This is a genomic window from Streptomyces sp. NPDC002144 (assembly GCF_053593695.1).
In genome coordinates, this window is record NZ_JBSFDB010000012.1 from 169,379 (window position 1) to 195,446 (window position 26,068).

21 protein-coding genes and 1 pseudogene are annotated in these 26,068 nt (G+C 71.6%); 13 read left to right on the forward strand and 9 right to left on the reverse strand.

Features of this window, described 5'->3' with window-relative positions; translation table 11 throughout:
* The first annotated feature begins 247 nt into the window (after window positions 1-247).
* Window positions 248-1,408 (forward strand): L-rhamnose isomerase, encoded by a 1,161-nt coding sequence (gene rhaI, locus ACWCQ1_RS20160; RefSeq protein ID WP_451027035.1) that lies wholly within the window; start codon window positions 248-250, stop codon window positions 1,406-1,408.
* A gap of 37 nt (window positions 1,409-1,445) precedes the next feature.
* On the opposite strand, the gene ACWCQ1_RS20165 is transcribed toward rhaI (ACWCQ1_RS20160), so the two are convergent.
* Window positions 1,446-2,333: a LysR family transcriptional regulator gene (locus ACWCQ1_RS20165; protein WP_358599047.1), complete on the reverse strand. Its 888-nt coding sequence runs from the start codon at window positions 2,331-2,333 to the stop codon at window positions 1,446-1,448.
* A gap of 165 nt (window positions 2,334-2,498) precedes the next feature.
* Here ACWCQ1_RS20165 and ACWCQ1_RS20170 point away from each other — a divergent pair, with 165 nt between their 5' ends.
* Window positions 2,499-3,374, forward strand: coding sequence for an NmrA family NAD(P)-binding protein (locus ACWCQ1_RS20170; RefSeq protein ID WP_451027036.1), 876 nt, complete (start codon window positions 2,499-2,501; stop codon window positions 3,372-3,374).
* A 15-nt stretch (window positions 3,375-3,389) separates the two neighbouring features.
* On the opposite strand, the gene ACWCQ1_RS20175 is transcribed toward ACWCQ1_RS20170, so the two are convergent.
* Window positions 3,390-6,023, reverse strand: a complete 2,634-nt coding sequence (locus tag ACWCQ1_RS20175; protein ID WP_451027037.1) for a family 78 glycoside hydrolase catalytic domain — start codon at window positions 6,021-6,023, stop codon at window positions 3,390-3,392.
* Window positions 6,024-6,252: 229 nt separating this feature from the next.
* Between ACWCQ1_RS20175 and rhaI (ACWCQ1_RS20180) the strand changes: the two genes are divergently transcribed.
* The 6 genes from rhaI (ACWCQ1_RS20180) (at window position 6,253) to ACWCQ1_RS20205 (ending at window position 13,918) form a co-directional block, all read left to right on the forward strand.
* Window positions 6,253-7,413 carry an L-rhamnose isomerase gene (gene rhaI / locus ACWCQ1_RS20180; protein WP_451027038.1) on the forward strand — a complete coding sequence of 387 codons (1,161 nt, stop codon included), beginning with the start codon at window positions 6,253-6,255 and terminating at the stop codon, window positions 7,411-7,413.
* A gap of 55 nt (window positions 7,414-7,468) precedes the next feature.
* Entirely contained in the window at window positions 7,469-9,508 is a 2,040-nt protein-coding gene (locus ACWCQ1_RS20185; protein ID WP_358599035.1) for a bifunctional aldolase/short-chain dehydrogenase, read from the forward strand.
* A complete protein-coding gene (locus ACWCQ1_RS20190; RefSeq protein ID WP_358599032.1) occupies window positions 9,505-10,953 on the forward strand; it encodes a rhamnulokinase in 1,449 nt (482 codons plus the stop codon). Before ACWCQ1_RS20185 ends, ACWCQ1_RS20190 begins: the two co-directional genes overlap by 4 nt.
* A 72-nt stretch (window positions 10,954-11,025) precedes the next feature.
* Window positions 11,026-11,781 (forward strand): (Fe-S)-binding protein, encoded by a 756-nt coding sequence (locus tag ACWCQ1_RS20195; protein WP_358599028.1) that lies wholly within the window; start codon window positions 11,026-11,028, stop codon window positions 11,779-11,781.
* Complete coding sequence (locus ACWCQ1_RS20200) at window positions 11,778-13,265, forward strand: LutB/LldF family L-lactate oxidation iron-sulfur protein (RefSeq protein ID WP_451027039.1); 1,488 nt, start codon at window positions 11,778-11,780, stop codon at window positions 13,263-13,265. The genes ACWCQ1_RS20195 and ACWCQ1_RS20200 overlap by 4 nt, the downstream gene beginning before the upstream one ends.
* Window positions 13,262-13,918 carry a LutC/YkgG family protein gene (locus ACWCQ1_RS20205; RefSeq protein WP_358599022.1) on the forward strand — a complete coding sequence of 219 codons (657 nt, stop codon included), beginning with the start codon at window positions 13,262-13,264 and terminating at the stop codon, window positions 13,916-13,918. Before ACWCQ1_RS20200 ends, ACWCQ1_RS20205 begins: the two co-directional genes overlap by 4 nt.
* 2 nt (window positions 13,919-13,920) lie before the next feature.
* Here the strand turns inward: ACWCQ1_RS20205 and ACWCQ1_RS20210 are convergent, their stop codons facing one another.
* Both ACWCQ1_RS20210 and ACWCQ1_RS20215 read right to left on the reverse strand, forming a co-directional pair.
* Window positions 13,921-14,505 (reverse strand): hypothetical protein, encoded by a 585-nt coding sequence (locus ACWCQ1_RS20210; protein ID WP_358599019.1) that lies wholly within the window; start codon window positions 14,503-14,505, stop codon window positions 13,921-13,923.
* 539 nt (window positions 14,506-15,044) lie between these two features.
* Window positions 15,045-15,614: a TetR/AcrR family transcriptional regulator gene (locus ACWCQ1_RS20215; RefSeq protein ID WP_451027040.1), complete on the reverse strand. Its 570-nt coding sequence runs from the start codon at window positions 15,612-15,614 to the stop codon at window positions 15,045-15,047.
* Between the two features lie 137 nt (window positions 15,615-15,751).
* Here ACWCQ1_RS20215 and ACWCQ1_RS20220 point away from each other — a divergent pair, with 137 nt between their 5' ends.
* From ACWCQ1_RS20220 to ACWCQ1_RS20230, 3 genes are all read left to right on the forward strand, one after another.
* Window positions 15,752-16,609: an AAA family ATPase gene (locus ACWCQ1_RS20220; protein WP_133049433.1), complete on the forward strand. Its 858-nt coding sequence runs from the start codon at window positions 15,752-15,754 to the stop codon at window positions 16,607-16,609.
* Window positions 16,606-17,961, forward strand: coding sequence for a vWA domain-containing protein (locus ACWCQ1_RS20225; protein ID WP_451027041.1), 1,356 nt, complete (start codon window positions 16,606-16,608; stop codon window positions 17,959-17,961). Before ACWCQ1_RS20220 ends, ACWCQ1_RS20225 begins: the two co-directional genes overlap by 4 nt.
* A 120-nt stretch (window positions 17,962-18,081) precedes the next feature.
* Window positions 18,082-19,053, forward strand: coding sequence for an NAD(P)-dependent alcohol dehydrogenase (locus ACWCQ1_RS20230; protein ID WP_358599010.1), 972 nt, complete (start codon window positions 18,082-18,084; stop codon window positions 19,051-19,053).
* Between the two features lie 32 nt (window positions 19,054-19,085).
* Here the strand turns inward: ACWCQ1_RS20230 and ACWCQ1_RS20235 are convergent, their stop codons facing one another.
* Entirely contained in the window at window positions 19,086-19,448 is a 363-nt protein-coding gene (locus ACWCQ1_RS20235) for a cupin domain-containing protein (RefSeq protein WP_133049431.1), read from the reverse strand.
* 133 nt (window positions 19,449-19,581) lie between these two features.
* Between ACWCQ1_RS20235 and ACWCQ1_RS20240 the strand changes: the two genes are divergently transcribed.
* Complete coding sequence (locus ACWCQ1_RS20240; RefSeq protein ID WP_208779989.1) at window positions 19,582-19,977, forward strand: nuclear transport factor 2 family protein; 396 nt, start codon at window positions 19,582-19,584, stop codon at window positions 19,975-19,977.
* Here ACWCQ1_RS20240 and ACWCQ1_RS20245 read toward each other — a convergent pair.
* The 4 genes and pseudogenes from ACWCQ1_RS20245 to ACWCQ1_RS20260 form a co-directional block, all read right to left on the reverse strand.
* Window positions 19,972-20,955 carry a threo-3-hydroxy-L-aspartate ammonia-lyase gene (locus ACWCQ1_RS20245; RefSeq protein ID WP_358599006.1) on the reverse strand — a complete coding sequence of 328 codons (984 nt, stop codon included), beginning with the start codon at window positions 20,953-20,955 and terminating at the stop codon, window positions 19,972-19,974. The two genes, ACWCQ1_RS20240 and ACWCQ1_RS20245, sit on opposite strands and share 6 nt — an antisense overlap.
* Before the next feature lie 212 nt (window positions 20,956-21,167).
* Window positions 21,168-21,875, reverse strand: a pseudogene (locus tag ACWCQ1_RS20250) (helix-turn-helix transcriptional regulator); the annotation flags it as partial.
* On the reverse strand, window positions 21,872-23,230 hold the full coding sequence (locus ACWCQ1_RS20255) for a hypothetical protein (RefSeq protein ID WP_451027042.1): 1,359 nt from the start codon (window positions 23,228-23,230) through the stop codon (window positions 21,872-21,874). The gene ACWCQ1_RS20255 and the pseudogene ACWCQ1_RS20250, both read right to left, overlap by 4 nt.
* A 79-nt stretch (window positions 23,231-23,309) precedes the next feature.
* On the reverse strand, window positions 23,310-24,530 hold the full coding sequence (locus tag ACWCQ1_RS20260; protein WP_358599001.1) for a 4-hydroxybenzoate 3-monooxygenase: 1,221 nt from the start codon (window positions 24,528-24,530) through the stop codon (window positions 23,310-23,312).
* Between the two features lie 199 nt (window positions 24,531-24,729).
* Here ACWCQ1_RS20260 and ACWCQ1_RS20265 point away from each other — a divergent pair, with 199 nt between their 5' ends.
* A complete protein-coding gene (locus ACWCQ1_RS20265; RefSeq protein WP_358598998.1) occupies window positions 24,730-25,968 on the forward strand; it encodes a PP2C family protein-serine/threonine phosphatase in 1,239 nt (412 codons plus the stop codon).
* The last annotated feature ends 100 nt before the right edge of the window (window positions 25,969-26,068 follow it).

Genomic DNA, 26,068 nt, shown 5'->3' on the forward strand with positions numbered 1-26,068 from the left:
GGAGGTCCTCACGGCGTCGTGAAAGGTTTCAACTTGGTTGCCGGGACGTTAGGCGCGGCGAGCTTGTCACGTCAATGGGTGGGCCCCGAAAAAATTTCGAGAGCGCCTCGAGAGCCAAAGGTCACGGTCAGGCCACGGGCAACAGGGTGTGCGCGAACGCTTGACACCCTGCACAACCGGCCTAAGCTTCCCCTCCTGAATCGATTCATACTGAAGCCTTCCGACCCGACGTCACAGGAGCCCTGAAGTGACCGAGCTCGCCGCGGTGAAGTCCGCGCTCAAGACCCAGGCAGTCGAGACACCGTCGTGGGCGTACGGGAACTCGGGGACCCGGTTCAAGGTGTTCGCCCAGAAGGGAGTTCCCCGTACACCGCAGGAGAAGCTGGCCGACGCCGCGCAGGTGCACGCGCACACCGGTGTCGCCCCGACGGTCGCCCTGCACATCCCGTGGGACAAGGTCGACGACTACGGCGCGCTGGCGAAGTACGCCGAGGACCACGGCCTGAGGCTGGGGGCGATCAATTCCAACACCTTCCAGGACGACGACTACAAGCTCGGCAGCATCTGCCACCCCGACGCGGCCGTACGCCGCAAGGCGGTCGACCACCTGCTCGAATGCGTCGACATCATGGACGCCACCGGCTCCCGCGACCTGAAACTCTGGTTCGCCGACGGCACCAACTACCCCGGCCAGGACGACCTCCGCGCCCGCCAGGACCGCCTCGCCGAAGGCCTCACCGAGGTCTACCAACGGCTGGGCGAGGACCAGCGGATGCTGCTGGAGTACAAGTTCTTCGAGCCCGCCTTCTACTCCACCGACGTCCCCGACTGGGGCACCGCCTACACCCACTGCCTCAAGCTCGGCGAGAAGGCACAGGTCGTCGTCGACACCGGCCACCACGCACCCGGCACCAACATCGAGTTCATCGTCGCCACCCTCCTGCGCGAGAACAAACTCGGCGGCTTCGACTTCAACTCACGCTTCTACGCCGACGACGACCTCATGGTCGGCGCCGCCGACCCCTTCCAGCTCTTCCGCATCATGTACGAAGTCATCCGAGGCGGCGGCTACAGCCCCGACATCGCCTTCATGCTCGACCAGTGCCACAACATCGAAGCCAAGATCCCCGCCATCATCCGCTCCGTCATGAACGTCCAGGAAGCCACCGCCAAAGCCCTCCTCGTCGACCGCGACACCCTGGCAGCCGCCCAGCGCGACGGCGACGTCCTCGCGGCCAACGCCACCCTCATGGACGCCTACAACACCGACGTACGACCACTGCTCGCCGAACTCCGCGAGGACATGGGCCTCGACCCCGACCCGATCGCCGCCTACCACCGCTCCGGATGGGCCGAGAAGATCATCGAGGAGCGGGTCGGCGGGCAGCAGGCCGGGTGGGGGGCGTAAATTCCCGGTTCGGACCGCTGTCACCCCCCGGGACCACTCAGCCCCGTTGCTTCGTGGCCGTTCCTTCTGCCGCCGTCTGGAGGGGTGCCACTGACGTGGCGACGCGGACCAGGGCCGCCGTGGCCGTCGAGCGGGAGTGCTGGGGCCAGGCGATGGAGAGGGTGGCCGGCGGGGCGTCCGGGAGTTCGCGGTAGGCCACACCCGGCCGGGGGTAGCGGGTCGTGACCGACTCCGGGAGCAGCGTCACCAGATCGCCGAATTCGACGAGCGCGAGCAGTTGGGCCAGATCTGTGATCGCGTACTGCTCCATGATCGCGTCCAGGTAGCGGCACAGGCCACCCGAGTCGCCCGGTTCGACGCCCGGGAGGGCGAGATCGGCGAGGGTGAGGTCGTCGCGGGCCGCGAGCGGGTGGGTTGCGGGCAGCGCGGCGAGGCGGGGTTCGACGGTCACCGTCTCGGCGTCCAGGCCGGTGCGGTCGAAGGGTTCGTAGACGAGGGCCGCGTCCGCCTCGCCCGCACGCAGGAGCCGGGCCTGTTCGCCCCAGCCGGAGAGGCGGACCGTGACGGGCCGGGCCGCCGGCTCGGTGGCGTAGCGGGCCAGGATGGCATCCAGGAGACCCGCCGCGCCGTCGGCCTTCACGGTCAGCACGAGCTTGGGTTCCGGGTCGGCCGCGCGCTGGGCTCGCCGTCCGGCCGCCTGGAGGGCGTCCAGGGCGATCCGGGCCTCCGCCAGCAGGACGGTGCCGGACGGGGTGAGGGTGACGCTGTGGGTCGTGCGCTCGAAGAGGGTGATGCCGAGGTCCGTCTCGAGTTTGCGGATGGCGCGGGAGAGGGGCGGGGCGGAGATGCCCAGCCGTTCGGCGGCGCGGGCGAAGTTCAGTTCCTCCGCGACCGCGACGAAGTAGCGCAGTGACCGGGACTCCATGGCCGTGGACCTCCTTCGGTATGACCCGGAGGGTAACAAGCGGGACCTGGTCGGTCCTTCCCCGGCGGAGGCTCACGGCGCAGGATCGAGGTACGCGGTCCCCCGTACCGCCGCAGGCGACGGGACGTGAACCGCGCTTCCAGCGAACCGTTTTGGAGCTTCTGCATGCTTGTCATCACCACGCCCACCGGTCAGATCGGCCGGCAGGTCGTCGACCGTGTCCTCGGCGCCGAGCAGCCGGTCCGTGTGATCGTGAGGGATCCCGGCCGGCTCGCCCCCGAGGTGCGGGAGCGGGTCGAGGTCGTCCAGGGCTCGCACGCCGACCCCGATGTCCTCATGAAGGCCTTCACGGGCGCGGAGGCCGTGTTCTGGGTGATACCGCCGGACCCGCGCACGGAGAACCTCGAGCGCCACTATCTGGACCCGACCCGGTCGGCGTGCGAGGCCATCACCAGGCACGGCGTGGAACGGGTGGTCGGCGTGTCGACCATGGGCCACGGCATCGAGAAGAACGCCGGGCACCTGTCGGCCGCGCGGGCCGCCGAGGAACTGATCGCCGGAACGGGGGTGAAGTCCCGGGCGCTGCGGCCTCCGTTCTTCATGGAGAACCTGCTCCGTCAGCTCGACGCGATCAAGAACCAGGGCACCTTCTTCCTGCCGAGCCGCCGCGACCGCACCCTGGCCCTGGCCGCCACCCGCGACATCGCCGAGCGAGGCACCGAGCTGCTGCTCGACGACACCTGGAGCGGACAGGGCGGTGTACCGGTGGTCAGCCCCGACTCCCTCACTCCCGACGGCATGGCGGAGGTCCTCGGCGATGTGCTGGAGCTGCCGGTCCGCTACCAGCAGGTCCCGATCGACGCGTACAGGTCGATGATGCTGGAACACGGGGCGAGCGAGGCCACGGCCCAGGGCGTGGCCGACATGGCCGTCGCCCAGAACGAGGGGGCCTACGACGAGGAGCACCGCACCGCGCGGCCGAGCCCGACCGGTTTCCGCCAGTGGTGCGAGGAGGTGCTCAGGCCCGCCCTTCTGGCCTGAACACTTCCGCCGCGCTCACCCGGGACCGGCGAACGGATGCCGTACGGCGGCGGGCGGCCAGGCGGGAGCGGTGTGGGGCCGCCGGAAGGTGTGGTGGCCCGAGCCGACCTCGAACGGCTGCTCGTCGCCCGGCAGTTGTACGTCGGCCCGGGTGTTCGGCGGGACACGGACCTCCACCACCAGCGTGTCGCCCTCGATCCGCCAGCCCGCCTCCGCACGGCCGTACGGCGTCTCGTGCGCGGCCTTCGCGAAGCTGAGGTCGCCGCCGGGCACCGGCGCGATCCGCAGCCGGCGCCAGCCGGGCTCGGCGGCCTCCAGCCCGGCGACCGTGCGGTGCAGCCAGTCGGCGACGGCACCCAGGGCGTAGTGGTTGAAGGACGTCATCTCGCCCGGGTTGATGCTCCCGTCGGGCAGCATCGAGTCCCACCGCTCCCAGACGGTCGTCGCACCCATGGTCACGGGGTACAGCCAGGACGGGCAGCCCTTCTCGACGAGCATCCGGTAGGCCAGTTGCGGCTCGCCGGCCGCGCACAGCGCGTCGCAGACCAGCGGCGTCCCGGCGAAGCCGGTGGCGATGCGGAAGCCCGCCTTGCGCACGATGAGCGCCAACCGCTCTGCGGCGCCCTGTCGTTGACGCTCCGTCGGGAGCAGCGAGAAGCAGAGGGCGAGCGCGTACGCGGTCTGCGCGTCGCTGGCCATCAGCCCCGCCGGCGTGACGAACTCCTCGGCGAACGCGGCCCGTACGGACCGCGCCAGCTCCTCGTACCGCACGGCGTCGTCCTTCTCCCCCAACAGCCGTGCCGTTTCGGCGAGTACGTCGGCCGAGCGCGCGACGTGGGCGTTGGCGACGAGGTCACCGTTGGTCCGGGCGGCGCCGGGGTCGTCGGGCGGGGCGGCCGGATCGAGCCAGTCGCCGAGCTGGAAGTCCTGCCGCCACAGCCCGCCGCCCTGCTCGGTCAGCCGGGCGGCGGCCTGCATCCAGGCCCGCATGCTCGGGTACTGGGTGCGCAGCACCTCCAGGTCGCCGAAGCGGCGGTAGAGCGTCCACGGCAGCAGCACGGCGACATCGGCCCACACCGCGTGCGGGGTCCCGCCGAACGCGTCCCCCAGGATGTCGGGCACGACCAGCGGCGGTACCCCGTCGGCGCGCGCCAGTTGCTCGGCGGCGAGGTCGCGCAGCCAGCCGCCGAGCATGCCGGAGCAGTCGTACAGGAAGGACGCGGTGGGGGCGAAGACCTGGATGTCGCCGGTCCAGCCGAGGCGTTCGTCGCGCTGCGGGCAGTCGGTGGGGATGTCGAGGAAGTTGCCGCGCATGCCCCGGACGACGTTCTCGTGCAGCCGGTCGACCAGTGCGTGCGAGGACCGGAACCAGCCGGTGCGGGCCATGTCGGTGTGCAGGACGACGGCTTCGACCGCGCTCGGATCCAACTCACCGGGCCAGTCGTCGACCTGGGCGTAGCGGAAGCCGTGGAAGGTGAAGCGTGGCTCGTACGTCTCCTCGCCCTGGCCCGCGAGGGTGTACGTGTCCGTCGCGCGGGCGACGCGCAGGGGCCGCACGCCCAGTTCGCCGTGTTCCAGCACCTCCGCGTGGCGCAGGGTGACCGTGTGCCCGGCGGGTCCGCAGACACGGATGCGCAGGCGGCCGACCAGGTTCTGGCCGAAGTCGAGGACGGTCCGGCCGGAGGGGGTGGTGATGACCTCGACCGGGGCGAGGGTCTGGGTGCGGCGCACGGGCGGGCCGGTGGGCGCGACCAACTCGGCCGCGGGGGCGGGTAGTTCGATGACCGGTGACCAGCCGGCGGTGTCGTGGCCCGGTTCGGACCAGCCGGGGCGGGCCAGCCGGGCGTCGTACGCCTCGCCGTCGTACAGCTCGGACCGCAGGATCGGGCCGGTCGTGGCACGCCAGCTCTCGTCGGTGACGATGGTGGTGACGGTGCCGTCGGGGTGGGTGACCTCGAGTTGCGCGAGGAGGGCACGGTGGTCGCCGTAGAGGTTGCGGCGGCCGCCGTGGAAGCCGAGTCGGCCGGAGTACCAGCCCTCGCCGAGCAGCGCGCCGATCGCGTTGTCGCCGTGCCGGAGCAGGCCGGTGACGTCGAAGGTCTGGTAGCGCAGGCGGTGGTGGTAGGAGGTCCAGCCGGGCGCGAGGACGTGGTCGCCGACGCGGGTGCCGTTGATCTCGGCCTCGTAGACGCCGTACGCGGTGATGTGGAGACGGGCCGAGGTGACGGGCCTGTCGAGGGTGAAGCTGCGGTGCAGCAGGGCCGCCGGGAGCGGGGAGTCGGCGCGTTCCCGGTCGGGGGTGACGGGGCGGGCGGTCCAGTCGACGGGGGCCAGCAGTCCCGTCTCCGCGTAGGTGACCGGCGACCAGGCCGACGGCTCGGCGCCCGCACCCCACACCCGGACCCGTACCCCGACCCGGCTGCGGGAGCCGAGCACCGGCCCCGGCCACTCCACCAGAACCGAGTCGGCGCTGACCACGCGCCCGGTGTCGGCGAGGACCGCGCCGTCGGCGTCGGTGATCTCGACCCGGTAGGCGCGCTGGGTCCAGTCCGGCGTCTCGGTTTCCGTGCGCCAGGTCAGCCGGGGGCGGGACTCGCCGATACCGAGCGGCTCGCGGTGGTGCTCCAGGACGGGGGCGGTGACGATCACAGGGCGGCTCCCGGTGGGCGCGTGTCTGTTTGAGTGCATACAGACTCGACAAAGGCCGTGAAACGATTCACGGCATGGTGAGGGTGTCGCGACGCCGAGTCAAGGGGTCCGACTCCGAATGATCCGGTTTTCGCAAACGTCACCGAGGTGGTCGCGTCGACACCTTGACGGCGTCGCGCTGCTGCGCTTAGCTTCCCTGAAACGATTCAAACAGTGTTCAGAGGTGGTCATGCCAGACCCGTCCGCCGTGAAGGCAGCACTCGCGGCACAGAAGATCGAGACCCCGTCGTGGGCCTACGGCAACTCCGGTACGCGCTTCAAGGTCTTCGCCCAGCCCGGCGTGCCGCGCGATCCCTGGGAGAAGCTGCTGGACGCGGCGAAGGTGCACGAGTTCACTGGCGTGGCGCCGACGGTCGCCGTGCACATCCCGTGGGACAAGGTCGACGACTACGGGAAGCTCGCGGCGTTCGCCCGGGAGCAGGGGGTGGCCCTGGGGGCGATCAATTCCAACACCTTCCAGGACGACGACTACAAGCTCGGCAGCATCTGCCACCCCGACGCGGCCGTACGCCGCAAGGCGGTCGACCACCTGCTCGAATGCGTCGACATCATGGACGCCACCGGCTCCCGCGACCTGAAACTCTGGTTCGCCGACGGCACCAACTACCCCGGCCAGGACGACCTCCGCGCCCGCCAGGACCGCCTCGCCGAAGGCCTCACCGAGGTCTACCAACGGCTGGGCGAGGACCAGCGGATGCTGCTGGAGTACAAGTTCTTCGAGCCCGCCTTCTACTCCACCGACGTCCCCGACTGGGGCACCGCCTACACCCACTGCCTCAAGCTCGGCGAGAAGGCACAGGTCGTCGTCGACACCGGCCACCACGCACCCGGCACCAACATCGAGTTCATCGTCGCCACCCTCCTGCGCGAGAACAAACTCGGCGGCTTCGACTTCAACTCACGCTTCTACGCCGACGACGACCTCATGGTCGGCGCCGCCGACCCCTTCCAGCTCTTCCGCATCATGTACGAAGTCATCCGAGGCGGCGGCTACAGCCCCGACATCGCCTTCATGCTCGACCAGTGCCACAACATCGAAGCCAAGATCCCCGCCATCATCCGCTCCGTCATGAACGTCCAGGAAGCCACCGCCAAAGCCCTCCTCGTCGACCGCGACACCCTGGCAGCCGCCCAGCGCGACGGCGACGTCCTCGCGGCCAACGCCACCCTCATGGACGCCTACAACACCGACGTACGACCACTGCTCGCCGAACTCCGCGAGGACATGGGCCTCGACCCCGACCCGATCGCCGCCTACCACCGCTCCGGATGGCAGCAGCGCATCGCCGCCGAACGCGTCGGCGGCACCCAGGCCGGCTGGGGCGCCTGACTCCCCCGCCTCTCGTTTTCCCACCGTTCCGACGAAGCAAGGAAGAGACCCGCTCATGGCACCCCACCCCGAAGCCGCCGCTCTGCTGGCCCGTTCGCATCGGCTCGGCTCCGATCCCCGTAACACCAACTACGCCGGCGGCAACGCCTCGGCGAAGGGCACCGAGACCGATCCCGTGACCGGTGGTGACGTCGAGTTGATGTGGGTCAAGGGGTCCGGTGGTGACCTCGGGACGCTCACCGAGGCCGGACTGGCCGTCCTGCGCCTGGACCGGTTGCGGGCGCTCAAGGGGGTGTACCCGGGCGTGGAGCGCGAGGACGAGATGGTCGCCGCGTTCGACTACTGCCTGCACGGCAAGGGCGGTGCCGCTCCCTCCATCGACACGGCCATGCACGGGCTCGTCGAGGCCGCGCACGTCGACCATCTGCACCCCGACTCCGGGATCGCGCTCGCCTGCGCCGCCGACGGGGAGAAGCTGACCGCGGAGTGTTTCGGGGACAGTGTGGTGTGGGTGCCGTGGCGGCGGCCCGGGTTCCAGCTGGGCCTGGACATCGCGGCCGTGAAGGAGGCCAACCCGCAGGCCATCGGCTGCGTGCTCGGCGGACACGGGATCACGGCGTGGGGAGAGACGTCCGAGGAGTGCGAGCGCAACTCACTGCACATCATCCGGACCGCGGAGGCGTTCCTGGCGGAGCGCGGCAGGCCTGAGCCGTTCGGTCCGGTGATCGAGGGCTACGAGGCGCTGCCCGACGACGAGCGCCGGGAGCGGGCCGCCGCGCTGGCGCCGTACGTCCGGGCCCTCGCTTCCCGGGACAAGCCGCAGGTCGGGCACTTCACCGACGCGGATGTCGTGCTCGACTTCGTCGCGCGGGCCGAGCATCCGCGGCTGGCGGCGCTGGGTACCTCGTGCCCGGACCACTTCCTTCGGACGAAGGTACGGCCGCTCGTCCTCGACCTGCCGCCCACCGCGCCGCTGGAGGAGGCCGTCGCCCGCCTCAAGGAGCTGCACGCCGAGTACCGCGAGGAGTACGCCGCCTACTACCAGCGGCACGCGCTGCCCGACTCCCCCGCGATGCGGGGCGCGGACCCGGCGATCGTGCTGGTGCCGGGGGTGGGCATGTTCTCGTTCGGCAAGGACAAGCAGACCGCGCGCGTGGCCGGTGAGTTCTACGTCAACGCCATCAACGTGATGCGGGGCGCCGAGGCGGTGTCGACGTACGCGCCGATCGAGGAGTCGGAGAAGTTCCGCATCGAGTACTGGGCGCTGGAGGAGGCCAAGCTCCGGCGGATGCCGAAGCCCAAGCCGCTGGCGACGCGGGTGGCGCTGGTGACGGGGGCCGGCAGCGGGATCGGGAAGGCGATCGCCGAGCGGCTGGTCGGTGAGGGCGCCTGTGTCGTCGTCGCCGATCTGAACGCCGAGAACGCGGCCGCCGTGGCCGAGGAGCTGGGCGGGTCGGACAAGGCTGTCGCCGTGACCGTCGACGTGACGTCGGAGGAGCAGATCGCGGAGGCGTTCAAGGCGGCCGTGCTGGCGTTCGGGGGGGTCGACCTGGTCGTCAACAACGCCGGCATCTCGATCTCCAAGCCGCTGCTGGAGACCTCGGCGAAGGACTGGGACCTGCAGCACGACATCATGGCCCGCGGTTCCTTCCTCGTCTCGCGCGAGGCGGCCCGGGTGATGATCGCGCAGGAGCTGGGCGGCGACATCGTCTACATCGCCTCCAAGAACGCCGTCTTCGCCGGGCCCAACAACATCGCCTACTCCGCCACCAAGGCCGACCAGGCCCACCAGGTGCGGCTGCTGGCCGCCGAGCTGGGTGAGCACGGCATCCGTGTCAACGGGGTCAACCCGGACGGTGTGGTGCGCGGGTCCGGCATCTTCGCGGGCGGCTGGGGCGCACAGCGCGCGGCCGTGTACGGGGTGCCGGAGGAGAAGCTGGGCGAGTTCTACGCGCAGCGGACCATCCTCAAGCGTGAGGTGCTGCCCGAGCATGTCGCGGGCGCCGTGTTCGCGCTGACCGGCGGGGAGCTGACCCACACCACCGGCCTGCACGTCCCGGTCGACGCCGGCGTCGCGGCCGCGTTCCTGCGATGAGCGGCGCCGTGAAGTCGTACGCCGCGGTCGACCTCGGCGCGTCCAGCGGGCGGGTCATGGTCGGCCGCGTCGGCCCCGACAGCCTGGAGCTGTCCGAGGCGCACCGGTTCGTGAACCGGCCCGTGCGCGTTCCGGAAGGGCTGCGCTGGGACGTGCTCGCGCTGCACGGGGGTGTGCTGGACGGGCTCAGGGCCGCCGGGCAGGTCGACTCGGTCGGCATCGACAGCTGGGCCGTGGACTACGGGCTGCTGGACGCCGACGGGGCGCTGCTCGGCAACCCGGTGCACTACCGGGACTCCCGCACCGAGGGCGTCGCCGAGAAGGTGTGGGCGATCGTGCCCGCCGAGCGGTTGTACGCGGCGACCGGGTTGCAGTACGCGCCCTTCAACACGCTGTACCAGTTGGTCGCGGCCCGGGATTCCGCCCAACTCGCGGCCGCTCGGCGCCTGTTGCTCATTCCCGATCTGCTGGCGTACTGGCTGACCGGCGAGCAGGGCACCGAGCTGACCAACGCCTCGACGACCCAGCTGATCGACCCCCGGACGCGCGCGTGGTCGTACGACGTCGCCTCCCGGCTGGGCGTCGACCTCGGCCTGTTCGCGCCGCTGCGCCGGCCCGGCGATCCGGCGGGTGTGCTGCGGGCGGAGGTGCTGGAGGAGACCGGGCTCACGGGGCCGGTGCCGGTGACGACGGTCGGCTCGCACGACACGGCGTCCGCGGTGGCCGCCGTGCCGGCGGACGGGGAGCGGTTCGCGTACATCTGCACCGGGACCTGGTCGCTGGCCGGGCTCGAGCTGGACGCGCCCGTGCTGAGCGAGGAGAGCCGGGCGGCCAACTTCACCAATGAGCTCGGGCTGGACGGCACGGTCCGGTATCTGCGCAACATCATGGGGCTGTGGCTGCTGCAGGAGTGCGTACGGGCCTGGGGCGAGCCTGAGTTGGGCGGGCTGCTGCTGGAGGCGGCCAAGGTGCCCGCGCTGCGGTCGGTGGTGGACGCGGGGGACGCCGCGTTCCTGGCGCCGGGCCGGATGCCGGAGCGGATCGCCGAGGCGTGCCGCGCCTCGGGGCAGCCGGTACCGGGGACGCCCGCCGAGATCACCCGGTGCATCCTCGACTCGCTCGCCCTCGCGCACCGCAGGGCGGTCGAGGACGCGCAGCGGCTGGCGGGTCACCCGGTCGACGTCGTGCACGTGGTCGGGGGCGGCACCCGGAACGCGCTGCTGTGCCAGCTGACCGCCGACGCCTGCGGGCTGCCCGTGGTGGCGGGCCCGACGGAGGCGGCGGCGCTGGGCAACGTGCTGGTCCAGGCCCGGGCCCACGGTCTGGTCGGCGATCTCGCGAGCGGGCGGCGGCTGCTCACCCGTACCCAGCCACTCACCCGGTACGAGCCGCGGGGCGACACGGCACCGTGGCGGGAGGCGCAGGCCCGGCTCGCCGACCGGTGAACGGGGTCTCCCCCGCGCCCGCCTGGCCGACTACTCTGCACTCATCCGATGATCGATTCACAAGGAGCCGCGATGCGTGTCGCTCTGTTCCTGACCTGCGTCAACGACACGCTGTATCCGGACACCGGGCGCGCCGTGGTGAAACTGCTGACCAGGCTGGGCGTCGAGGTCGACTTCCCGATGGCCCAGACCTGCTGCGGGCAGGCGCACTACAACACCGGCTACCGGCATGAGGCCGAGCCGCTCGCCCGGCATTTCTCCGATGTCTTCGGGGAGTACGAAGCGATCGTCACGCCCTCCGGGTCGTGCGGGGCGATGGTGCGGGAGCTGTATCCGCGGATGGGTGAGCGGGCCCGGGCCGAGGGGCGCGGGGACACCCTCGCCGCGACGCTGGCGCCGGTGGTGCCGAAGACGTACGAGCTGACGGAGTTCCTGGTGGACGTGCTGGGGGTGACGGACGTCGGGGCGTACTACCCGCACACGGTGACCTACCACCCCACCTGTCACGGGCTGCGCGGGCTGGGCCTCGGCGACCGGCCCCGGCGACTGCTGAAGGCCGTCAAGGGGCTGGAGTTGGTCGAACTGCCCGGTGCCGACGAGTGCTGCGGCTTCGGCGGCACCTTCGCGCTGAAGAACTCCGACGTCTCCACGGCGATGGGCGTCGACAAGGTGCGCAACGCCGAGTCGACCGGCGCCGAGGTGCTGTGCGCGGCCGACAACTCGTGTCTGATGCACATCGGCGGCACCATGACCCGGCTCGAGGTGGGGATGAAACCGGTGCACATCGCGGAGATCCTGGCGAGCACGGAGGAGGAGGCGGCCGTATGAGCGGGACCTATCTGGGAATGCCGGCCTTTCCCGAGGCCGCGCACGAAGCGGTGGGCAACCAGACCCTGCGCGGGAATCTGCGCCACGCCACGCACACCATTCGCGCCAAGCGGGCCAAGGCGGTCGCGGAGGTGTCCGACTGGGCGCTCCTGCGGGAGGCCGGCAAGCGGATCAAGGACCACACCCTGCGGCATCTCGACCGGTATCTGCTGCAGTTGGAGGAGTCGGTCACGGCCGCGGGCGGCACCGTCCACTGGGCCGCCGACGCCGACGAGGCCAACCGGATCGTCGCCCGGCTGGTGAAGGAGACCGGCGAGTCGGAGGTCGTCAAGGTCAAGTCCATGGCCACGCAGGAGATCGGGCTCAACGAGGCCCTGGAGGCGGAGGGCATCCGGGCCTACGAGACCGATCTCGCCGAGCTGATCGTGCAGTTGGGCAAGGACCGGCCCTCGCACATCCTCGTCCCGGCCATCCACCGCAACCGGGGCGAGATCCGGGACATCTTCCGCGAGGAGATGGGCGAGTGGGGGCGCCCGGCCCCCGAGGGCCTGACCGACACGCCCGCCGAACTCGCCGAGGCCGCCCGGCTGCATCTGCGCGAGAAGTTCCTGCGGGCCAAGGTCGGCATCTCCGGCGCCAACTTCATGATCGCCGAGACCGGCACGCTGGTGGTCGTGGAGTCCGAGGGCAACGGGCGCATGTGCCTGACCCTGCCGGAGACGCTGATCTCGGTCGTCGGCATCGAGAAGATCCTGCCCACGTGGCGGGATCTGGAGGTGTTCCTGCAGACGCTGCCCCGCTCCTCGACGGCCGAGCGCATGAACCCGTACACCTCGATGTGGACCGGAACGACGGACTCCGGGACGGCTGACGGGCCGCGGACCTTCCACCTGGTGCTGCTCGACAACGGCCGCACCGACACCCTCGCCGACGAGGTCGGCCGCCAGGCGCTGCGCTGCATCCGCTGCTCGGCCTGCCTCAACGTCTGCCCGGTGTACGAACGGGCCGGCGGGCATGCCTACGGCTCGGTCTACCCGGGCCCCATCGGCGCCATCCTCAGCCCCCAGCTGAGGGGCACGGCAAGCGAGATCGACGCCTCGCTGCCGTACGCGTCGTCGCTGTGCGGCGCCTGCTACGAGGTGTGCCCGGTCGCGATCGACATCCCGGAGGTGCTGGTGCATCTGCGCGAGCGGGTGGTGGAGGGCGGTCCGGCGGTACGGCAGGGCAACAAGGTGGTGCTCAAGCCCGCGAAGGGTCATGCCGCCGAGCGGGCCGCCATGCGTGCCGCCCGCTGGGCGTTCACCCACCCCGGCGCCCTGCGCGGCGGCCAGCGGCTCGCCTCCCGCACCCGCCGGCTGCATCCGCGGACCCTGCCCGGACCGGGCAGGGCGTGGAGCGGCAGCCGGGATCTGCCGGCTCTCCCGGCGGAGCCGTTCCGGGACTGGTGGCAGCGCACCAACGGCGGAAAGGACGGTGCCAAGTGAGCAGCAGGGACAGGATCCTGGGCCGGGTGCGGCGCGCGCTGGCCGATGTGACACCGGACGAACGGCCGTACGAAGAGGCCGTCGCCCGGGACTATCTGCGCGAGCACGGTGAGCGGAGCGTCGAGGAGACGGTCGATCTGCTGGCGGAGAACCTGGCGGACTACCGGGCGCTCGTGCATCGGTGCTCCGCGGGCGAACTGGCGGCCCTGATCGGCCGGTTGCTGGCCGAGCGGGGTTCGAAGACGGTGGTGGTGCCCGCGGGGCTGGAGACGGAGTGGCTCTCGGCGGCCGAGGTCGAACACATCGCGGATCTCGCCGACAGTACCCCGCACGAGCTCGACCGGGTCGACAGCGTGATCACGGCCTGCGCGCTCGCCGTCGCCGAGACCGGCACCATCGTCCTCGACGGCTCCCCCGACCAAGGCCGGCGCCGGATCACCCTGGTTCCCGACCATCACATCTGCGTCATCCGGGTGCCCGACCAGGTGGTCTCCTCCGTGCCCCAGGCCCTCGAACGCCTCGACCCCGCCCGCCCGTTGACGTGGATCTCCGGCCCGTCGGCCACCAGTGACATCGAGCTGGACCGGGTCGAGGGGGTGCACGGCCCGCGCACCCTCGAGGTCGTGCTCGTGAGCGAGGAGGCGGAGCTCTAGCGTCAGCAGTACGTCATCGGGCAGCCGCGGCGCAGTGAGTGCTCGGCGGCACGCAGGTACAGGGCGACGTAGAACGCGGTGTCCAGGTCCTCGCTCCAGGGGCCTGGCCGGACCGCGGCCAGCTCCTTCGCCTCACCCTCGAGGAACCAGAACGTCAGGCCGAGGTTTCCGGGCTCCTGCGGCACCTCCGGCGGCAGTCCGATGACGTCCGACAACCGCTGGGCCAGGGCGAGCACCTGCGGCGCTCCCGCGATCACGGTCGTGTCGGTGTAGGCGGAGCCGATCGGCAGATGTATCTCCTCCTCCAGCGAGACCGGCACCAGCACCGTCCACGCGCCGAGGGTCTCCTGCTCCCGGGGCGTCAGATGCGCGCGGCACAGCGCGGCGAACCCGTCCATGGGCGGGCTGATCTTCTCCTCGAACCAGGCATTCGGTTCCTCTTCCGCGACGGGCTCGTACCGCGGCAGTCCGCGCCGCTCCAACTCCTCGTTGAGCGCCGAGGCGACGGCTCCACGGCCGCCCTCGTCCTCGTCCTCGTCGCCTTCGGCCCATTCCCGGGCGCCCACACTGACCAGATAGATACCCATGCCCGGAAGCTAGCGCCTACCACTGACATTCAGGTGCCGGGCGGTGGGAGCCGAGGCTCTGATCGTGACGGCCATCGGCGCACGCACCGGGCTCGTGCTGCGGGTGATCGCTTCGGTGCCCGCACCGGCCCGGTGCTGCGAGCGACCGCTTCGGCGTCCCCACCGGGCTCCGTGCTGCGCGTGATCGCTCCCGCGTCGGCCGACCCGGCGCTGCGGGCGACCGCTTCGGCGTCCCCACCCGGCTCCGTACTGCGCGTGATCGCTCCCGCGTCGGCCGACCCGGCGCTGCGGGCGACCGCTTCGGCGTCCCCACCCGGCTCCGTACTGGCAGCGACCGCTTCGGCGTCCGCACCGGCCCGGTGCTGCGGCGCCTGCTTCGGCATCCGTGCCTTCCGCTGGGCGGACCTGTTTCGCCAGGCGGACCTGGTGAAGTCCGCTGCGGTCCGGTCGCGCCCCCGAAGGGGCGCGGGGAACTGCGCGACCGGCCACGACGGCGCCGCGGACGGCCGACGACGCATCCGGCTTTCCCAGCGGAGCGCTCAGCGCATGCCGGCCGCGTCCAGCAAGGTCGTCACGGTGGCCGTGGTCAGGTCGTCCAGGGTCTCGATCCGGGCGCCCGCGCGGGCACTCGCGCCGTCGAAGACCAGCATCAGCTGGCGGGCGAGAAGGTCGGGGTCCGCGGCGCCGCCCAGCTCCGCCTGCGCACGGAAGACGTTCTGCAGATGCAGCTTGGCCTCCCGGGCGACCACGCTCGCCGGGTGCTCGGGGTCCTTCAGCTCGACGAGGGCGGCGAGGTAGGGGCAGCCCCGGTACTCCGGCTCGGCGGAGAGGCTTTCCACCTGCCGGAAGACGTAGAGGATGCGTTCCCTTGGGGTGTCGGCGTCCTGAGGGCCGGGGGTGAGCTGGGCCGCGTAGCCGGGCGCGCGGCGCTCCAGACTGGCCGCGAGGACCTCGTCCTTGCCGGCGAAGAGCTGGTACATCGACCGCTTCGACACTCCCGCCGTCCGGCACAGCGCCTCCACGCCGATGGAGACACCGTCGCGGTAGAAGAGCTCGGAGGCGGCGTCGAGCAGCCGATCCCTGGTGGACGCCTTGTCTGTCGTGGCCATACGGGGAGCGTACCTCCCGAAACCGCCGAAGGAAACCGATCGGTGTACAGGCCGGAGCTGCGGATTCCGGGGTGACACAAGCGCTGAACAAGCGCTTAGATAGTAGACCCGGTACCGCCGCCCACCTGGAGGCCCCGTTGTTCACGTCCGTCGACGACGTCTCCGCGCGTCTCGCCGCCACCGGTTACCTCGCCTCACCGGCCGTGGCCACGACCGTCTTCCTCGCCGACCGGCTCGGCAAGCCGCTGCTGGTCGAGGGCCCGGCCGGGGTGGGCAAGACGGAGCTCGCCAAGGCGGTGGCCGAGGTCGCCGGGGCACGGCTGGTCCGTCTGCAGTGCTACGAGGGCGTCGACGAGTCCCGGGCGCTGTACGAGTGGAACCACGCCAAGCAACTGCTGCGCATCAGCGCGGGCCGCGACGAGACCTGGGACGAGACGCGCACCGACATCTTCAGCGAGGAGTTCCTGCTCACGCGCCCGCTGCTGACCGCGATCCGCGGCGACGAGCCCAAGGTGCTGCTGATCGACGAAACCGACAAGGCGGACGTCGAGGTGGAGGGCCTGCTCCTGGAGGTGCTCAGCGACTTCCAGGTGACGGTCCCCGAACTGGGCACGATCACCGCCACCCGGCGCCCCTTCGTCGTCCTGACCTCCAACGCGAGCCGTGAGCTGTCCGAGGCGCTGCGCCGCCGCTGTCTGTTCCTGCACATCGGCTTCCCGGACGAGGAGCTGGAGCGCCGGATCGTACGGCTCAAGGTGCCCGGCCTCGACGAGGCGCTGGCCACCTCCGTGGTCCGGGTGGTGGGCGCGCTGCGCGCCATGGACCTGCGCAAGGTCCCCTCGGTCGCCGAGACCATCGACTGGGCGCGCACCCTGCTCGCGCTCGGCGCCGACACCCTGGAGGAGACCGTCGTCCGCGAAACGCTGGGCGTGCTCCTCAAGCACCAGGACGACGTCCTCAAGGCCGCCGCCAAGCTCGACCTGGACGCGGTGTGACGGCGCCGGGCGTCGCGGAACGGCTGACCTCGCTGGTCGGGGCCCTGCGGGCGCACGGTATGCGGATCGGCACCGGCGAGACCGTGGACGCGGCGCAGGCCGTCGCCGAACTGGGGCTGACCGACCGGGAGTTGCTGCGGGAGGGGCTGGCGGCGACGCTGCTGCACGGCCCGGCCCAACGCCAGGTGTTCGACCCGGTCTTCGACCTGTACTTCCCGCGCGGCATCGGCGCGCCCGAGACCGGGCCGGCGGACCGGGACGACCTGCGCGACCGTCTCGCGGCCGCCCTCGCCGCCGACGACCTCGCCCTGCTGGGGCGGTTGGCGGCGGAGGCGGTCGACGGCTTCGGCGGGTACGGCACCGCGCCGGGGTCGGACGGCTGGTCGTCGTACCAGACGCTGGAACGGCTGCGCCCGCAGACGCTGTTCGCCCGGGTCCGGGACGACGTCCGCGCCACGAGCGGCGGTTCGGAGTTCACCGACCGGCTGCTGGACGACGAGATCCGGCGGCGCATCGAGGCCTTCCGGCGGCTGGTGGCGGCGGAGGCGCGTCGACGGGTGGCCGAGCGGCGCGACCGGGACCAGCTCGCCCGGCGCGCGGTGGCCACCACCCCCGACCGGGTCGACTTCCTGTACGCCGGCAAGGACCGGCTGGCCGAGCTGCGCCGGACGGTGCAGCCGCTCGCCCGCAAGCTCGCCACCCGGCTCGCGGCGCGACGGCGCCGGGCCGCGCGGGGCAGCATCGATCTGCGGCGCACCCTGCGCGGCTCGCTGTCGACGGGCGGGGTGCCGGTGAAGCCGGTGCTGCGCAGGCGCCGTCCGGTCCGGCCCGAGCTGGTGCTGCTGTGCGATGTGTCGGGTTCGGTGTCGGGGTTCTCGGACTTCACGATGCTGCTGGTGCAGGCGCTGCACGACCAGTTCAGCAAGGTGCGGGTGTTCGCCTTCGTCAACCGGATCGACGAGGTGACCGGGCTGCTGGAGCACGGCGCCGCGGACGCCGAGGGCCTGAGCGCCCGTATGCGGGCCGAGGCGACACTCACGGGTTGGCACGGCAGCAGCGACTACGGCGTCGCGCTGGGCGAGTTCGCGGAACGCTACGGCGACGCGGTCGGCCCCCGCACCACGGTGTTCGTGCTCGGCGACGCCCGGACGAACATGAGCGACCCCAACCTGGCGGCCGTACGCCACATCGGGGAACGGGCCCGCCGCGTCTACTGGTTGAACCCCGAGCCGCGCACCCAGTGGGGCACGGGAGACTCCGCGGCACCGGAGTACGCCGAGCTGGTGGAGATGCACGAGTGCCGCAACGCCCGCCAGCTCGGCGCGTTGGTCGGCCGGCTGCTGCCCGTCTGAGCACCGGGCCGCGCGTCGGCTCGGGCCGGGCAGCGGGCTCATCCCCGGGAACTAGGGCATCTCCCCTATGTCGCCCGGGGCTCCGTTTCCCTACGCTCGCCGGTGGCGGAGGGGGAAGCGATGAAGGCGATCATGCAGGACCGGTACGGATCGGTGGACGTGCTGGAGTACGGGGAGACGCCCCGGCCGGAGCCCGCCGACGGCGAGGTGCTGGTGCGGGTGCACGCGGCCTCGGTCAACGCCTACGACTGGCATTTCCTGCACGGCGACCCGAAGCTCGCCCGTCCCATGATGGGCCTGCTGCGGCCGAAGCAGCGCATCAGGGGCCGCGACTTCGCCGGGCGGGTGGAGTCGGTGGGTGCCGGCGTCACCTCGCTCAAGCCGGGGGACGAGGTCTTCGGCGAGGCCGACGGCGCCTTCGCGGAGTACGTGTGCGCCCCGGAGAGCACCGTGGACGTGAAGCCCGCCAACCTCACCTTCGAGCAGGCGGCCGCGGTCCCGCTGGCGGCCAACACCGCGCTCATCGGCATCCGGGACGTGGCCCAGGTGGATCCCGGCGAGACCGTGCTGGTGAACGGTGCCTCCGGCGGCGTCGGCACGTTCGCCGTGCAGATCGCCAAGGCGTACGGCGCACAGGTGACCGCCGTGTGCCGCACACGCAACGTCGATCTGGTCCGCTCGCTGGGAGCCGACCACGTCATCGACTACACCGAGGAGGACTTCACCCGCGGCGGACCGTACGACGTCGTTCTGGATCTGGTGGGAAACCGCTCCCTGGCCGAGTTCCGGCGCGCCCTGACTCCCACCGGGACCCTCGTGCTGTCCGGCGGAGGCATGTACGAGGGCGGCAGCTTCGTCGGGCCGATGGGACTGTTCCTCAAGCGCCGGGCGATCGCCCCCTTCGCGCGCCAACGGCTGGTGGAACTCCCGGCGAAGCAGAGCAAGGCGAATCTGGCCGAGCTGCGGAGGCTGGTCGAGTCCGGGAAGATCGCCCCTGTCGTGGAGCGGGTGTTCCCCCTCAGCGAGGCGGCTCAGGCCATTCGCCACCTGGAGGTGGAGCACGCCCGCGCGAAGATCGTCATCACGGTGTGAGCGGGCTCCACCCCGCGGTCGGTCCCTGCCCTTCAGCCTTTCGCCTTCGCGTACTCCGTCGCCATCTGGCCCGCGAAGTCGTAGACCACGCACGGCTCGTCGCTGACCACCCAGGCGTCGTGGCCCGGTGACACCACGAACACGTCGCCCGGTCCGACCTCCTGCTCGGCGCCGTCGTCCATGCGCAGCCGCATACGACCGGAGACGCAGTACCCGTTGTGGTGGACCTCGCAGCTCTTCGTTCCGGCGATGGGACCTACGGACTCGGACCAGCGCCAGCCGGGTTCGAAGGTGCCAACGGCGAAGTCCAGCCCGGACATGTGCACCGCTTCGAGGTGTCCGCGCGGGAAGTCGCGCCGCTCGTCGGGCTTGTCGATGGCCTTGATCTCAATCATGTCGGCTCCCTCCATTGCGAGCCCCGCCCACGCCACCATCGTCCGCCCGTGCGGTCGACACCGCCATTCGGGTGAGCGCAGAATGACGGCTGGAAGCCGCAATCGCCGAACCACCAGAAAGGTGGCGATCACCGTGGCTGAACACCCTCACGCACAACTCGTCCGCACGGGCTACGAAGCCTTCTCACGCGGCGACATGGACACCCTGCGCTCGATGATGACGAGCGACGCGACACACCACGTGCCCGGCAGCCACCAGCTGTCCGGCGACTGCAAGGGGATCGACGCGATCCTCGACTACTACCGCCGGCTCTACGAGGAGACGGGCGGCACCTTCAAGGTCGAACTGCGCAACATCCTGGTGGACGGCCGCGGCCATGCCGTCTCCATGCACCATGTCACCGCCCAGCGCGGCGACAAGCGGATCGACGAGGACGGATGCATCGTCTTCCGGATCGTCGGTGACAAGATCACCGATCTCGACGAGTGTGTCGAGGACCTCGAACGGGGGGACGAGTTCTGGTCATGACGTCGCCGCCCGGCCGCACAGCCGGGCGAATCGGTCGGCGTCCACATTGCCGCCGGAGACGATGACACCGACCCGGCGGGGCAGCGCATCCACCCGCCCGGCGAGCAGCGCGGCCAGACCGGTGGCGCCGCTCGGCTCGACGACGATCTTCAGCCGCTCGAACGCGAACCGCATCGCCGCGCTGATCTCGTCGTCGGACACGAGAACGACTCCGTCGACGAGCCGCTGGTTGACGGAGAAGGTCAGCTCGCCGGGCGTCTCCAGCGCCTGCCCGTCGGCGATGGTGCGCGGCACCGGGATGGTGACGCGCCGGCCCGCGTCCAGGGACCGTTTGGTGTCGTCCCCGGCCTCCGGCTCGACGCCGGTCACCCGGATGCCGGGGCTGACGCCCTTGGCCGCGGTGGCGCTCCCGGCGATCAGCCCGCCGCCGCCGACGGGCACGATCAGTGCGTCCAACTCTCCTGCCTCTTCCAGGAGTTCGAGAGCGGCGGTGCCCTGTCCCGCCATGACATCGGTGTGCTCGTAGGGCGGGATGAGCGCGAGGCCGCGTTCGCCGGCGAGGGCTTCGGCGACGGCGGTGCGGTCCTCGGTGTAGCGGTCGTAGGTGACGATCTCGGCGCCGTAGCCCTCCGTGGCCGCCCGCTTGGAGGCGGGGGCGTCCTCGGGCATGACGATGACGGCCGAGGTGCCCAGTTCACGCGCGGCCAGGGCGACGGCCTGGGCGTGGTTCCCGGAGGAGTAGGCGGCGATGCCCCGGGCCAGCTGTTCGGGGGTGAGCCGGGAGGCGGCGTTGTAGGCGCCGCGGAATTTGAAGGCACCCACGCGCTGGAAGTTCTCGCACTTGAGGTGGACCTCGGCCCCGACGAGGGCGTCGAGGGTACGTGAGCGCAGGACGGGCGTGCGGTGGACGACGCCCCGGAGCCGGGCCGCCGCGTCGCGAACGGTGTCGAGGGTGACGGGCGGGGTGGTGGTCGTCACGCGGGTCCTCCAGCGGTGGTCGGGGTGGCGGCGGCGCGGGCCGCGGGTCCTCCACGGGTGGTCGGGGCGGAGGCGGCGCGGGCCGCGGTGGTCGGGGCGGTGACGCCACGGGCCGGGGGTCCTCCAGCCGTGGTCGGAGCGCTGGCGGCGCGGGCCGCGGGTCCTGCAGCCGTGGTCGGAGCGGAGGCGGCACGGGCCGCGCGTCCTGCAGCCGTGGTCGGGGCGGAGGCGGCGCGGGACTGGGAGAGATAGCTGTACGCGGAGGCGCGGGAGATGCCGAGGCTGCCGGCGACCTGTTCGACGGCGCGGCGCACCGCGAAGACGCCGTGGTCGTCGAGGGCGCGGAACAGGTCGAGGCGTTCGGCGCGGTCGAGGGCGGCCCAGGGACGGTTGCGCCCGATCCGGTGGGCGTCGAGAAGGGCGTCGACGACCGAGTCGATGTCGTTGCCGAAGGTGGTGACCGGCGCCTCGGCCGCGCCGGCGGCGACCCCGGACAGCGCGCCGAGCAGGGCGTGGGCCTCCTGGACGGCGGTGACGTCGACGTTGAGGCACAGGGCGCCGAAGACCGCTCCGGTGGAATCGCGCAGCACCATCGTGGACGCCTTGACCAGCGTGCCGGAGGGGGTGCGGGTGACGTAGTTCAGCTCGTCCTCGGCCCGGTCGCCGCGAGCCAGGACGCGCAGGCCGATCTCGCTCATCGCGCCGCCCACGGCCCGCCCGGTCACCGAACCGGCGACGGCCACGACCGAGTGCTCCGGGTGGCGGTAGTCGTGCAGGACCGCCTCGCACACCGGCCCAAAGGTCGCCACGATCCCCTCGACGACCGGACGCAGCGCCGCGAGGATCGCGTCCCGCTCGGCGTCGAGGGCCCCCTCACCCGTGGCACCCGTGTCGTCCGCGTCGTCGGTGTCATCCGTCACGAACCGTAGACTACCGGTCCAACTCCTGGACGAACAGTCCAGGACGAGGCGCTGTCATGGGTCGCGGCGTACGTCAGCGCGTCACGGGCGGCGTGCCGGTCGCCGATCGTCTCCCACCACGGGTGCGTGTGCATCTCCTCGGCGAGGCGCCGGCACCGCTCCCGCGCGTCCGCCAGTCGCTCCCGCTGCTCGCCGGTGATCTCGGCCCGGCCCGCCGCGATGTCCGCGCCGCTCGGCAGGTGCGCGGCGATGTCCGCGGCGTGTTCCAGGGCCCGGGTGAAGGTGCGCCGGGCGGCGACCAAATCGCCCGGTATGACGAACTCCCCCACGACGAAAGGGCGGGAGAACTCGGACGGTCCCGGCTCGGTGTGCCACAGCGAGGCGTCGATGGGCCGCTCGTCGTCCAGCGCCCCGGTCAGCTCGGCCCGCACGCCCCCGGCGGCCCCCTCCCCGCGCCGCTCCGCGCCGGTCGCGGGCCGAGCCGTCGGCACGACCATGCCCGGGACGGGCTCGGGCCGGCCCTCGAGGAACTCCTCCTTGTCGTTCGGGGTGACCCACATGTGCCAGCCGCGCCGGCCCGAGGGACGGGGCAGATACAGGGAGACGAGCTCACCCGTGGCGGTGCGCCGGATGACGTCCTCGTAGTACAGACCCCGGACCGGTTCCCACAGCGCGTGCCGGCCGCCGCACCGGCCCGCGCCCTGCTGGGGGCAGGGCACCGGGTTGCTCCAGTCGCAGCGGGACATGTGCAGCTGCTTGATCCCGCCGCGCACCGGGAGGGCGGCACGGTCGGAGACGTCGCGCCAGCTCTGCACGTTCAGCCGGGCCCACGGGGCGCGGTCGATCGGTATCGCGTTCTCGTTGTTGACCAGCCACAGCGGGGTCAGCCCCGCCCGTCGCGTCATCCGGGTGCGGTCGTCGACGGAGCCGCCCGCTATCGCGGCGAGCTGGATTTCGTAGGCGAGCCGATGGCTGTCGGCGCCCTCCACGGTGACGTCCACGCGGCCCTTTCCCTGCTCGCCCGCCGCCGGTCGTGTCACACGGAATCCCTCGCCCGACGCGACCTCGGCCGTGTATTCCCCCAGCGCCTTGTGGAGATCGCTTTCCGCCTTCGTCTCGGGGCGTTCCCCTTTTGCCACATGCATCGCGTGCGGACGGCCGTTGACCTTGCGGATGGTCATGAAGCCGGGGCAGATGAACCCCTCGTCCTCATGGGCTTCCAGGCAGTAGAGAAGATCCGGTTGGTAATTGCCGTAGATCTCGTCGAGCAGCCGGGGGTATTCGGGGTGCCCGAGATCGGCCTCGGTCAGATCGAGCGTGATACCGAGGCCCCTGTGCCAGACGCTGTAGGTCATATGGCGAGAGTAGGACGTACCACTGACAATGGGCCCCCGGAAAGATCACGAAGGCCCGGGAAAAGCGCGTTCGGCGTTTTCAGGAACCGACGGAATTGGCCTCCGGATCAAGGCCCGTCATGAGTTCCGCGAAAGCGCCGGCCGCGGCCTGTGAGGTGAAGAGCCGCTCGAGGCGGGCGCGGGCGAGGTGCTTCAGGAACGGCCCGGCGTCGGTGTCGTCGCCCGCGTCGTGGACCGTGCGGGTCAGCCAGTGGGAGAACTCCTGGTCGTTCCAGACGCGGCGCAGACAGCGGCGCGAGTAGGCGCGCAGGCCGGTGTCGTCGTGGTCGTGCGCGAAGTCGCGTACGGCGCGGGCGAGGACGTCGGCGTCGTAGAGGGCGAGGTTCATGCCCTTGCCGCCCATCGGGGAGACGATGTGCGCCGCGTCGCCGACCAGGAAGAGACGGCCGTACTGCATCGGGTCGTGGACGAGACTGCGCAGCCGGAAGATCTCCCGGTCGGTGATCGGGCCGGAGGGCAGCGCCGGGTCGCCGAGGCGGGTGCGCAGGGCGTCCCAGACGCGGGTGTCGGACCAGGCGTCGGGGTGGTCGTCGGGCGGGCACTGGAGGTAGTAGCGGCTGCTGCGCGGGCCGCGCGGGAAGTGCGCGGCGAAGCCCTGGGGGCTGACCGCAAGGAGGGGGTGGGCCGGGGGCGGTGCGTCGGCGAGGACGGTGAGCCAGCCGATGCCGTGGTCGAAGGCGTGGGCGGTGAGGGCTCCGGCGGGGACCGTGGCGCGGCTGATGCCGTGGTCACCGTCGCAGCCGGCGACGAAGGCGCAGGTCAGGGTGTGGAGCGTGCCGTCGGGGCCGCGGTAGCGGACGGTGGGGTGCTCGCCGGTCAGGTCGTGCAGGGAGACGTCGGCCGCCTCGAAGCGCAGGTCGCCGCCGTCGGCGAGATAGTGGGCGGTGAGCTTCTGGACCAGGACCTGCTGGGGGCAGAGCTGGGCGGCCGGGCCGTCGGAGCCGTCGCCGTCGGACACGAAGTGACGATCGCCGTCCACCCGGAACTCGAGGATTCCGTCGTAGGGGACTCCGCCCAGGACCCGGTCGGCCAGCCCCCAGGAGTCGAACATACGCACGGCCCGGGTCTCCACGATGCCGGCCCGCTGCCGCTGCGCGACGTATTCGCGGCTGCGGCGTTCCAGAACCACGCAGTCGACGCCGCTGCGCCGCAACAGGTTGGCGACCGTCATGCCGGCGGGCCCCGCGCCGATCACCACCACCGTGGTCGACTCCGCCAACTCCCGCTCATTTTCAGCCACTTGGCCACCTCCTGGGTCAGGGTAGCCGAGCGGGACCGATCCCAGGAGGGCGGACGGCCGGGTGAGTACGGCCGCCGGGTTCCGCCGTCGCCGCGTCAACCTGCGGACACCGGACGGAGCACTCGAGCACCCCCGTGGCCTTTTGCCCTCTATCGTGGAAAATCACTCATATGACGGCTCGGGGCGAGGCAGGCAGTGCATGACGGAACCGCAGATCGACTACGCGGCGGTCTTCCGAGGTCTCCCTGGCATGGTGGCCCTGCTGACCCCCGACCTGGTGTACGCGGACGCCAACGAGGACTTCCAGCGCCTGTCCGGACGCACCCGCGAGCAGCTGGTGGGCCGCTACATCTTCGATGTCTTCCCGGAGAACCCGAACGACCCGGCGGCCGCCGGCATGCGCGACGTGAAGGCCTCGATGCTGCGCGCGGTCGCCACCGGCGAGCGCGACACGATGGCGCTGCAGCGCTACGACATCGAAGACCCGGAGCGGCCCGGGCACTGGCACGAGCACTACTGGAGCCCGGTCAACGCGCCCATCCTCGGCCCGGACGGGAAAGTGGCCCTCATCGCGCACCGGGTGGAGGAGGTCACGGAGCTCATCCGGGCCCGCGGGGGCACCGGAAGCAGCGACCGGCAGGCCCGTGTGCTGGAGGCGGAGCTCTACACACGCGCGCGTGAGCTGCAGGAGGTCAACGAACGTCTGCGCCAGGCGCACGCCCGGGAGCGTGAGGTGGCGCTGGCGCTGCAGGCGGCACTGCTGCCCGCCCCGCGGCCGATCGAGCAGCACCGGACGGCCGTGCGCTACCGGCCCGCCATCGGCGCGCTGAACGTGTGCGGGGACTGGTACGACCTGGTCGACCTGCCCACCCAGGGCGACCGGATCGCGCTGGCCGTCGGTGACGTCGTCGGCCACGGGCTCGCGGCCGCGTGCGTCATGGGACAGCTGCGCAGCGCGCTGAGCTCGGCGTCCCGGGTCGTGGAGGGACCGGCTCAGGCACTGGACGCGCTGGGACTGTACGCCCGCCATGTCGAGGGCGCCGAGTCGACGACGGCGGTGAAGACCTTCGTCGACTGGGACAGCCACACCATCACCTACAGCAGCGCCGGTCACCCGCCGCCCGCCCTGGTGGACCGCGAAGGCACCGTGACCTTCCTGGACCAGGCCACCGACCCGCCGCTCGGCGCCCGCCCGGAGCATCTCCCCCGCCAGCAGGCCACCGTGTCCTTCACCGAGGGCGCCACCCTGGTCCTCTACACGGACGGGCTGATCGAGCGGCGCGACGAGGACATCGACGTCGGCCTGGCCCGCCTGGCCGACGCCCTCGCCCGCCACCGCAAGGCGGACCCGGAACCCCTGGCCGACGCCCTGCTGGCGGACCTCCTCCCCGCGACCGGCAGTACCGACGACACCGCCCTGGTGGTCCTGCGGCTCTGATTCGCCACCACGGCCGGAATCGGGTTCAGTCCGCCCGGGGCTTGTCGCCCCCGCTCAACCGACCGTAGACTCCGAGAAAATGAAGCTAGTTCAGTTCATG